Annotated in this window: 8 protein-coding genes; 2 read left to right on the top strand and 6 right to left on the bottom strand. The window is 26.4% G+C overall.

Annotated features, from left to right (window positions below; translation table 11 throughout):
- Positions 1-126: 126 nt before the first annotated feature.
- Positions 127-1,599, bottom strand: a complete 1,473-nt coding sequence (locus Q5F54_RS06225; RefSeq protein ID WP_281537867.1) for a YdiU family protein — start codon at positions 1,597-1,599, stop codon at positions 127-129.
- A 399-nt stretch (positions 1,600-1,998) separates the two neighbouring features.
- Between Q5F54_RS06225 and Q5F54_RS06220 the strand changes: the two genes are divergently transcribed.
- The gene (locus tag Q5F54_RS06220; RefSeq protein ID WP_071120683.1) at positions 1,999-2,550 is read left to right on the top strand and encodes a hypothetical protein; all 552 of its coding nucleotides are present in this window, start codon (positions 1,999-2,001) and stop codon (positions 2,548-2,550) included.
- A 184-nt stretch (positions 2,551-2,734) separates the two neighbouring features.
- Entirely contained in the window at positions 2,735-3,562 is an 828-nt protein-coding gene (locus tag Q5F54_RS06215) for a DegV family protein (RefSeq protein WP_071120684.1), read from the top strand.
- Positions 3,563-3,670: 108 nt separating this feature from the next.
- Here Q5F54_RS06215 and Q5F54_RS06210 read toward each other — a convergent pair whose 3' ends face one another.
- From Q5F54_RS06210 to Q5F54_RS06190, 5 genes are all read right to left on the bottom strand, one after another.
- A complete protein-coding gene (locus Q5F54_RS06210; RefSeq protein ID WP_281537308.1) occupies positions 3,671-4,291 on the bottom strand; it encodes a 3D domain-containing protein in 621 nt (206 codons plus the stop codon).
- 503 nt (positions 4,292-4,794) lie between these two features.
- Positions 4,795-6,699: a PTS fructose transporter subunit IIABC gene (locus tag Q5F54_RS06205; RefSeq protein ID WP_302334110.1), complete on the bottom strand. Its 1,905-nt coding sequence runs from the start codon at positions 6,697-6,699 to the stop codon at positions 4,795-4,797.
- Positions 6,700-6,725: 26 nt separating this feature from the next.
- Positions 6,726-7,661: a 1-phosphofructokinase gene (pfkB, locus tag Q5F54_RS06200; protein WP_281537306.1), complete on the bottom strand. Its 936-nt coding sequence runs from the start codon at positions 7,659-7,661 to the stop codon at positions 6,726-6,728.
- A gap of 138 nt (positions 7,662-7,799) precedes the next feature.
- Positions 7,800-9,563, bottom strand: a complete 1,764-nt coding sequence (locus Q5F54_RS06195; protein WP_281537470.1) for a PTS sugar transporter subunit IIA — start codon at positions 9,561-9,563, stop codon at positions 7,800-7,802.
- A gap of 186 nt (positions 9,564-9,749) precedes the next feature.
- Positions 9,750-10,382 (bottom strand): hypothetical protein, encoded by a 633-nt coding sequence (locus tag Q5F54_RS06190; RefSeq protein WP_281537471.1) that lies wholly within the window; start codon positions 10,380-10,382, stop codon positions 9,750-9,752.
- Positions 10,383-10,856 lie beyond the last annotated feature (474 nt).

The following is a 10,856-nucleotide window of genomic DNA, read 5'->3' as shown; positions in this document are numbered from 1 at the left end:
GACTTAATAAAATAGCTAGACATTTGAATATTAATGCCTAGCTATTTTTAACTATTATAAATCTCATAATTATCTAACAGAACTTTTATTTATAATATTACAAATATATTTTTTAATAATTTAATTTTATGTTCCACAATATGTTTTATAAGGACAACTTGAAGGTTTTGGAAGAGTTGTGTAATCATCTTGATCATTTGAATAATCATATGGTCTTGAAAGTACATTAAGAAGCTTCATCATAACACTTAAATCCCCTTTATCAGCAGCTTCTATTGCTTCTTCTACTCTATGATTTCTTGGAATCACATAAGGATTAGATTCCTTCATAAGTTTATTAACTTCTTCACTTGAATTTGGTTGTCTTTTTAGTCTTTCTTGCCAACTATCATACCAATTTTTAAATTCATCGCTAATAAACATACCTTTATCCATATTATTTTTAGTAGTTAAAGAAACAAAAGTATTAGTATAGTCTTCGTTATACTTTTCCATCATACTAAGTAAATCTTCAATTATAGCTTTATCTAGCTCTTCTTTATTAAATATACCAAGCTTTGATCTCATTATAGATATCCAATTATTGTAATATATCTCATCGTAATCAGAAATCGCCTCTTGAGCTATATTTATAGCTTCATTTTGATCTTCATGTAGTAGCGGCAATAAGCTTTCTGCAAATCTACATAAATTCCATCCTAGCATTTTAGGTTGATTTTTATATGCATATCGACCATATACATCTATTGAACTAAATACAGTATCTGGATTATAAGTATCCATAAAAGCACAAGGTCCATAATCAATAGTTTCTCCACTAATGGTCATATTATCAGTATTCATAACTCCATGTATAAATCCAATACATTGCCATTTAGAAACAAGACTTGCTTGAGCTTTTATTACTTCTTTTAAAAAGTTAATGTACTTATTTTCATCATCTTCTATATATGGATAATGTCTTTTTATTGAGTAATCAGCTAATTCTTTAAGTTGTTCTTTATTTCCCCACTGTGATATATATTGAAAAGTTCCAAATCTAATATGACTAGACGCCACACGAGTTAGGATTGCACCTTCTTTTACAGTTTCTCTAATTACAGTTTCTCCAGTTTTTACTACTGCCAAGCTACGTGTTGTTGGAATTTTAAGATTATACATAGCTTCACTTATTATATATTCACGAATCATAGGTCCAAGCACTGCTCTTCCATCCCCTCCGCGAGAATATGGAGTTTTCCCTGATCCTTTAAGTTGTATATCATATCTTTTTCCTGATGGTGTTATTTGCTCTCCTATTAATAAAGCTCTTCCATCTCCGAGCATCGTAAAATGCCCAAATTGATGCCCTGCATAGGCTTGTGCAATAAAAGCACCTTTCTTTATAGTTTCACTCCCAGATAGTATTTTTACGCATTCCTCAGTTTTTAAATAATTACTATCTAATCCCAACTCTTTTGCTAATGTGTCATTTAAAATAATTAATTGAGGAGATGATACAGGATTTAAATTTATCTTACTAAAAAATACCTTAGGAAGATTTAAATAACTATTGTCTAGGTTCCATCCTATTCCTTTAGATTCTTTTTTATCTTTCATTTTTTCTCCTTTATATATCGCTTATTAATTTACATTATATTAACTTGTAACCTATATCAAACTTATGATATGTATTTTATATTAATTTATTATACCCTTATTAACCTTTTCCAATAATTTTCTTATCTTATTAGAGTTTAAATTATAACTATATCAAAGCCTAATAAAGAATTTGTAGTTCCTTTATCAGTTGTTGTTGATATATATTCACTCTATCCTTTTAATAGCAATACGTTAAAATACTTGTTATATCAAACTCCAATAAAATCAAATGTAAAATAGTAGTTTAACTTATTATTTATATTACTTTTTTCTTTTTTTATATCCAACATATTCTATATTTCGACACTTTATCATATAATATAATTTAGTAATTATTTGAAAGAAATGAGGATTTATATGAGAAAAAAACTTACGTGTATAGACATATCAAAACTACTTGAATTAAAAAAGATATTACTAGAAGAAAAGTTTTTGAAAATATCAACTACATTTTTCTTAATATTTGACCCAGTATGTATATCTATATTTAACAATTATATTAGTAAAGATGTTAACGAATTATACCTATTATTAAGATTTGTAATGATGTTTTTCGCATTATTTAATCTATTTTTATTTACATCAAATGAGTTTATAACATTTTGTTGTAATCCATCAGTTGAAAAAGATTTAAATAATTTACGTGACTTAGATATTGAAAAATATAAAGATGCTTCTAATATTTTTAGAAAAATATTTTTTACTCATGTTAAATATTTATGTTTAGTAATATTATGTGTAATTTGTTTATATAAAGGAACTTCAATAATTTTTAATTCAGATTACATAGTTTCTTCTCTTTGTATAATATTGCTTAATATATTGATTGGACTTGTTTCTATATTTATAAATAAAAAATCTAAAAGTATAAATATATATTTTTCAAATCTTATAGCTATAATTAAATAATAAATTAATATATAAATATCAAAGTTAAAAGAGTATGACTTGAAAAATTTTTAAGTCATACTCTTTTATAAAATCCTTCACATATCAATTATTTTGATTATCAAAAAACTGTTTACTTTTATGCTTGTTTCATGATACTATAATATTACTTAGTTAATCAAAGTATTTGGAGGACTTATAAATAATGATAAAAATATTATGTGATAGTATAACGGATTTACCAATTGAAATAATAAAAAAACACAATATAGATATAGTTCCACTAACAGTTATATTTAATGAAAAAGAATATTTAGACAGAGTTGATATAACTACTAATGAGTTTTACAAAATGCTTAGAGAAAATGATACTATGCCTAAAACATCTCAGGCTACATATGCTCAATTTGTAAAATTCTTTGAAAAATATAAAGATGATGAAATTCTGTATCTTGCAGGTTCATCAGCTGCATCTGGAACTTACCAAAGTGCCGTACTTGCAAAAGGAGATGTAGATGCTAATATAACTATATTTGACACTTTCAACCTTTCTATAGGTGCCGGTCCACTAGTTATAAAGGCCTGTGAAATGGTTGAAAAAGGATTATCTGTTGATGAAATAGTTAAGAACTTAGAAAACCTAAAAAATGATATAGAAGTTATATTCTCTGTTGATGCATTAGAGTACTTAAAAAAAGGTGGTAGAATATCATCTACTAAGGCTGCTCTAGGAAGTTTACTTAATATAAAGCCAATACTTAATGTTAAAGATGGTTTAGTTGTTCAAAAATCTCAAGTAAGAGGTAAAAAACAAATATTCACTAGTTTAGTAAATTCTTTAGTTGAAAAGTATGGGGATGATTTAACTGATAGAATTATTTTTCTTGGTTGTGGAGACAACAAAGAAGATTTAGAAACACTAAGAGAAACTTTATTAAAACATGCTAAGGTTAAAAATGTTTACGATGTTAATATAGGATGTGTTATCTGTTCTCACTCTGGACCTGGAGTAATAGGAATATCTTGTATGTAATCTAAAATTCGCTTTGCTCAAAATATTACTTATTACAAAAAGTAGCTTATGATTAAATAAGCTACTTTTTATTATTTACTAAAATATATTTTATATTAAGATTTTATATTATTTTAACATGTAGATAGTAATATTTTTTACTCCCCACTCATTACATTTTGCTTCACTTTCCATAAATATATCTATTCTATTACCTTTTATAGCACTTCCACAATCTTCAGCTGTAAATACCTTGTCAAACTCAGGTATATAAACTTTTGAACCATAAGGTATTACACTTGGATCAACTGCTATAGTCGTTCCCTCTGTAGGTACAGTACCTGTAGATGTTATAGTGTCTCCTGCATAAGCTGTAGCCTTAACATCTAAACTTACTGTGTTACTTTCATCAATATTAGATGCATCTATAACTTTATTACCAGCAGTTATATATTTTGTATAAACATATCCTACAGTATCATTTATTTTTACCTTACTCCAATCGCCTTCATAATCTAATATAGTTACACTAGTATTTTTATCTAATACTTTATAGATATCTGAATTTGTTGACGCTCCTTTACGGAAGTTAACTCTATCTGAATTTACGTATCCATTATTATATGTTAATTCTTGTTTATTATCATTTTGTGTATTCTCATTATTGTTTATTGTATCGGCAAAGGCTAATCTGTTAAAGCCTAACATAACAGTCATAGCAACTGTAGACATGATTAGTTTCTTTTTCATAATAGTCCCTCCAATTTTTTGTTACTGTTTTGTTACTTTTAGTATATCGTAAAATCTCTATAATGTCTTAAAAAATATAAAATTACATTTATTTACTACTTATTACAACTATTTCTATTTCAATTTTCCTATATAAATTTTACATTATATATCAACGCCTACACCCTTTCTTAACTCTCTTTTTCTTTATAGTATTTAGACTCAAACTATATTTTTTATAGCAAAAATAAACAACATAATTCTAAGTTATATAAACCTTAATAATAAAAAGTTCATATCGCTTTAGTGACGAGTCGTCGAATTAATTCATACAGTCAACGATATTTAACTCGCTACCACTTTTAAAAACGTATTTGGTAAATATTTCGCACACATCCAATGCTCAAAATATCATTTTTATAGTTTTAAATTTATTAATCTTATCCTAAAATCTAAAATTTTTATATCATAGTTTCTTATACGTAAAAAAGCCCTATAGATAAATTTCTATAGGGCTTTTTATTTTATGCTTCTTTATCTAAAGGCTTTTTTAAAACTGCTAATAAAGCCATACCTACTATTGAACCAACTACTATTGCTACTAAATACATAATAGGATTTGTAACAACTGGTACAACAAATATTCCACCATGAGGTGCTCTAAGCGATGCATTAAATAACATACTTAATGCTCCTGCAACTGCTGAACCTACAGCACAAGCTGGTATTACACGAAGTGGATCTGCTGCTGCAAAAGGTATTGCACCTTCAGTTATAAATGATAATCCCATTACATAATTTACTTTACCAGACTCTCTTTGTTCCTTAGTAAATCTATTTTTAAAGAATGTTGTACAAAGAGCTATTGCAAGTGGTGGTACCATACCTCCTGCCATTACTGCTGCCATTATTTCATATTGACCTGCATCAAGTGATGCCACACCAAATACATAAGCAGCTTTGTTTATAGGACCACCCATATCTATTGCCATCATAGCACCTAATACTAAACCTAGTAATACTTTTGAAGTTCCACCAAGACTAGCTAAGAAGTTAACCATAGCATTATTTATTGCTACAACTGGAGGAAGTACTATAAATGTCATTATTATACCAATTAAAAGTGTACCAAATAGCGGTAATAATAATACTGGTTTTATACCCTCTAAAGACTGTGGAAGTTTACTAAATAACTTTTTAAGTCCTACAACTAAGTATCCTGCTAAGAAACCTGCTATTAAAGCACCTAAAAATCCTGCTCCACCATCTTTTGCTATAGCACCACCAACAAACCCTACTACAAGAGCTGGTCTATCAGCAATTGAATAAGCTATATATCCAGCTAAAACTGGTAGCATAAAACTAAATGCTAAATCTCCAATACTCTTTAATGTTGCTGCTACTGGAGTGTTTGAACCAAAGTTTGCTCCACCTACTTGACCAAGCATTGTATCTATTAAAAATGCTACTGCTATTAATATCCCACCTGCAACAACAAATGGTAACATATTTGAAACACCATTCATTAAGTGTTTATATATTTTTCTACCAATGCTTTCATTTTCATTATCTTCATTATTTGATACTACATCACCACTGTGATTATAAATTGGTGCATCACCTTTTGATGCTCTTTCTACAAGTTCATCTGCTTTGTGTATACCATTAGCAACTTTAGTTATTATAACTTTCTTTCCATTAAATCTTGCCATTTCAACATTTTTATCTGCTGCTACTATTATACACGTTGCATTTTCTATTTCTTCTTTAGTTAATATATTTTTAGCTCCTGAAGAACCGTTAGTTTCTACCTTTATAGATACTCCCTTTTTCTCTCCAGCCTTTGCCAAACTTTCAGCTGCCATAAAAGTATGAGCTATTCCTGTTGGACAAGCTGTAACTGCAAGTACTGTAGGGTATTTAGAATCAACAACTACTTCTTCTACAACTTCTCTTGATTCTTCAGGGAATTTTTCACTTTCTTTTTTATCTATTAAAGCTATAAATTCATCTACTGAAGTTGCATTTATTAAGCTATTTCTAAATTCTTCATCCATAAGTATTGTAGATAATCTTGATAATACTTCTAAGTGTGTATTATTAGCTCCATCTGGTGCTGCTATCATAAAGAATAAATGAGATAAACTTCCATCAAAAGATTCATAATCTATACCATCTTTTGATACCCCAGAAGCTAAACATGCTTTATTTACTGCTTTAGTTTTTGCATGAGGTATTGCAACTCCTTCTCCTATTCCTGTTGTACTCATTTCTTCACGAGCTATTATTGCTTTTTTGTATTCTTCTTTATTATTTAAATTTCCACTGTTTCCTACTAAATCTACCATTTTATCTATAGCTTCCATTTTAGTAGATGCTACTAGATCTAGTGTTACAGACTTCTTATCTAATAAATCTGTTATTCTCATTTTAATCACCTTTCTATGATTTAAATTTATAATACATTATCATATTTTATATTTTTAACTTCTATCTCATTTACTAACCTATCTATATAATCTTTAGTTGCTAAATCACTTGAAAATGCTGTAGCACTTCCACATGCTGCACCTAATTTTAAAGCTTCTTCATATTTATTAGTATTTAAGTACCCTGCTATAAATCCTGCAACCATAGAGTCCCCTGCCCCTACAGAGTTTTTAACAGTTCCTTTTGGTGTGTTACTTAAAAATACCTCATTATTTTCTGTAAGAAGTAATGCACCATCTTTTCCCATAGATATTAACACATTTCTTGCTCCCATATCTTGTAGCTTCTTAGCATACTTAGATATATCTTCTATAGAGTTTAGCTTTACATTAAACATTTCTTCTAATTCATGATTATTTGGTTTTATTAAAAATGGATTATATTTTAATACATTTAATAATAAGTTTTTAGTTGCATCTACTACAATTTTTATATTTTTATCTTCTAATCTCTTCATTATATTTTCATATAATTTATCATCTACAGTAGATGGTATACTTCCTGCAAGTACTAATATATCACCATTTTTTAAATTATCTATTTTATCATAAAGTTTTTGTAAATCTTCTTCACTAATATTTGGGCCATTTCCATTTACTTCTGTTTCTTCATTACTTTTTATTTTTACATTTATTCTAGTAAATCCGTTTGAAAGTTCAATAAAATCGCAGTTTAGATTTTTTGCAATCATAGAATCTACTATATATTTCCCAGTAAATCCACTTATAAATCCTAGTGCTATATTTTTATATCCTAATTCATTAAGTATATTACTTACATTTATTCCTTTTCCACCAGGATATATATTTTCTTCATTTACTCTATTTACACTACCATGATTTAAGCTATCTAACTCTATAACATAGTCTATAGATGGATTTAGTGTTACTGTATATATCATATATTTCCCTCCTCTTGTTTCTTTATATTTATATAATAAGTTGAAAATGTTTTCCGTGAAAGCCAAAAAATTTCTCTTAGTTAAAAGAGAAATTTATCTATATTTATTATTTATTAATTTTTAATTTATATACTTTAATTATTTAAATAATTTTATAAATTTTTCATAGCTTTTATTTTCGCATATACTTATTACCTTGGCAATAGAATCTACCCTTTTATATATTTTTGAAAATACCTCTTCATAGTCTAGTATTTTCTCTTTATCTAAAGCAAGCATTATAACCAATCTTACTTTTCCTACTTCCCAGGAAATAGGTTCTTTTAATATTCCTATAGCTACTTTATTTTCGTATACTTCTCCTTTAGCACCATGAGGTATAGCTACCATATTTCCGATTTCTGTAGTTGCTATTGTTTCTCTTTCAAAATATGATTGCCTCATAGTATCATCTATATATCCTTTTTCAACTAACTTTTTAGACATTATATCTATTACTTGTGAACGAGTTTCAGCTTTTATATCCTTAAAAAATAATTCACTGCTAAATAAATTTTGTATGTCTAAATCTATATAAACATTTTCTGTTTCAATATACTTTTCTATTAGTTTTATTTCCTTATCAGTAAGCATTGGAGATACTTTTATTACATTAACATTTTCTAAATTTACTTCAACTGTAGATATTACAAAATCTATATCTAAAACATTTATATAATCTATTAAATAAGAAGGGATTACTTTTATTATTTCTAACTTTCCTTTAAATATATTCTCAAGCTTAGATTTTATTAACATGGATGTACCTACACCAGAAGTACATACTATTATAGTTTTATATACTTTTTTTTCGTCCCTTTTATCAATTCTTTCAAGTGCTCCACCTATATGAAGGGCAATATTTTCAACTTCATCTTCACTTATTTCCATATTTAAGTTTTTTTCTATTGTCTTTTTCGCTATTTTCCCAAGCTCAAAGGGAAAAGGATATTTAAGTTTTATTTCCCCAGCAGTTATTTCATATTGATTTATACCTAAATCAGCTCTTTTGTATAAATTACATATATGATTAAATAAACACTCTTCAAATATTTTATCATGTGATAGATTTATAGATGTTGCAATATTTAAATCTCTACAAAATTCTTTTATAGCTTTTCTTATTAAAAGTTGTTCATCTTCACTTATAGGCTTTTCCTTTTTACTTTTATATTTTTTTATATATTCTTTTATAAAATCACTTTGATTAGTATTATTTCTACTTAAGTATATACTTATATAGTTTACTATATTTTTAAACTCATTATCTGTTAAAATCATATTTTCATAACTTAATGTATCTAATAAAATTTTCTTTATGCTAAATAGATTTTCAATTATATTATTATTTAAAAAGTCTTTTATACTTAAACTATTATCAACTTTATTTGAATAATTTATTATAAATTTGATTATATCTTCTTCTGATGCTTCTATACAAATTCCCTGTTTATGTTTTGAACTTATTTTTAAATTATATTCATTTAATATTTTTTTAACTTCTTTTAAATCATTTTTAACTGTTGAAAGACTTACATACATAGAGTCTGCTAAGTCCTCTAGCTTTATAGTATCTTTATCTGTAGAGCTTATATTTATAATCTTCTTTATTATGTATTCAACTCTATCGTAATCATATAGATCACTATTTTTAATGTCTATATCATCAAGATTTCCTTCTATCTTATACCCTATACCTCTTATTGATACAATTTCACAATTTTTAAGTTCTTTATTTACCTCCTTTATTTCATTTTGTATGGTTTTTGTAGAACACCCTATTTCTTGTGATAGTGCAAGGCTACTTACAGGCTCTACTGAATTTAATAATATTTTTATAATGCTTAATGCTCTTGTGTTCATAGTTTACTTCACCTTTTGGTTGTATTTAAAATATCATTCTATTTAAAATCTATTTAAAGTCTATTTAAAATATACTCTACTTTTATTTTTTTTGTCAAATAATACAAATCTATTACAATGATAAGTAACTTCATTTAACCATATTATAAATTTAAGTTTGAATTGATTAAATGAAGTTACTGTAATTTATAATTTTTTTATAATTTTTGCTGGAGTTCCTTCCATAATACAATTATCTCCTACATCTTCTATAACTATTGATGAATTTTTAATTATGCTTTTTTTGCCTATACATATCTTTGGTATTACTAAAATATCTTTGCCTATACTAGTTAATGAATCTAACTTTACAAGCTTGCCTAGGCTAGATGATTGTAATAAATTAACATAGTCTTCAACTATAATATTTTCATCTATTATACATCCATGATTAATTATTACATGATTACCTATTTTAGTATTATCTTTTATATTAACTTCATCCATTATTATACTTCCTTTGCCTATAGATACATTCTCTCCTATATGCGTTTTAGGATGAATAACTGTGTAATAATCAAATTCCTGAAATTTATCTGCTATTTCTTGTCTCGTTTTATTATTTTTTATAGCTATTATAAAACTAGTGTCTTCATCATTATACAAATTAGCATTATCTATTTTATCTAGTATTTTATATCCTTTTACATCATTTTTTTCTTCGTTATTATCTAATATACACTTTATACTTATTTCCTCTCCAGATTTTATAAGAGCTTCTATACATTTAATAACTCTACGAGCGTATACATCTGAGCCTATAATTATTAAAATTTTCATAAACCATGCCTCCTTGATGTATTTTAATCAATTAATAATATCTAAATTTTGACTTTATAATCAAAAAAACACTTAATTTCACTTTATTTTATGATTTTAAAACATATTATGTTACTTATTCTGTGTAAGTTTTATAGTAATCGAACTTAATAATAAATGTACATAATGTGTATCAAATCAACATTTATCTTAGAACTTGTAAAATAATTATATATTACTTTTAAATATTATAATTAGTTTCATCAGTTGCTTGAGCTACTTCGTTGGCGAAGTATTTCAAAAATTTATTTTTTTGCGATTATCAGCAAAATTTTTCATACCATAGTTTCATTATATATGCAAAAAAGAAGATTAACCTTTAAGGCAACCTTCTTTTTTAATAATTTTATTTTACATATTTAATTGTATTAATCTATTGTGCTAGTTATTTTACTAAGTATATTGAAATTACTATATAAAGTTTTTTAACTATCA

It is taken from the genome of uncultured Romboutsia sp. (assembly GCF_958366745.1).
Classification (GTDB): Bacteria; Bacillota; Clostridia; order Peptostreptococcales; family Peptostreptococcaceae; genus Romboutsia; species Romboutsia timonensis.
The sequence above is the reverse complement of the archived record's forward strand: the minus strand, read 5'-3'. Positions and strand labels throughout refer to the sequence as shown.